The organism is Chryseobacterium phosphatilyticum, assembly GCF_002899825.2.
Classification (GTDB): Bacteria; Bacteroidota; Bacteroidia; order Flavobacteriales; family Weeksellaceae; genus Chryseobacterium; species Chryseobacterium phosphatilyticum.
On record NZ_PPED02000072.1, the window covers coordinates 1 to 485 of the forward strand.

Genomic DNA, 485 nt, shown 5'->3' on the forward strand with positions numbered 1-485 from the left:
CTATTCCAGACCATGGGGCAGGGTTTCTGCGAACTTGAATTCGTGCGCGACGAGCAGGGCCGGGCCGTCGATTTCCGCTACATCGAGCTGAATCCCGCCTTCGAGCGGCTGGTCGGCCTGCCGGCCGCGGAGGCACGCGGGCGGACGGGACGCGAAGTGGTGCCCGACCTCGACCTCTGGTGGGTCGAGACCTACGACCGCATCGCCGCGACGGGCCTGCCGGCGCGGCTGGAGCACACGGACACGCCGATGGGGCGCTGGTTCGAGGTCTCCGTCTACCCGCAGGCGAACGACCGCCTGCTGATCCTCTACGACGACGTCACCGAGCGCAAAGTCGCCGAGACGGCCCTGCGCGATCGCGAGGAGCGGCAGGCCTTCCTCCTGGCGCTGAGCGATGCGGTGCGCTCGCTGACCGATCCGGAGGCGATCCAGAGCGCGGCATGCCGGCTGGTGGGCGAGCGGCTGGATGTGGACCGGTGCTACTA

The 485-nt window shown here is 69.5% G+C and carries 1 protein-coding gene; it reads left to right on the top strand.

Features of this window, described 5'->3' with window-relative positions; all coding sequences use genetic code 11:
* Positions 1–485, top strand: a 485-nt coding sequence (locus C1631_RS25460; RefSeq protein WP_228441518.1) for a PAS domain-containing protein, incomplete at both ends; no start/stop codon positions are given.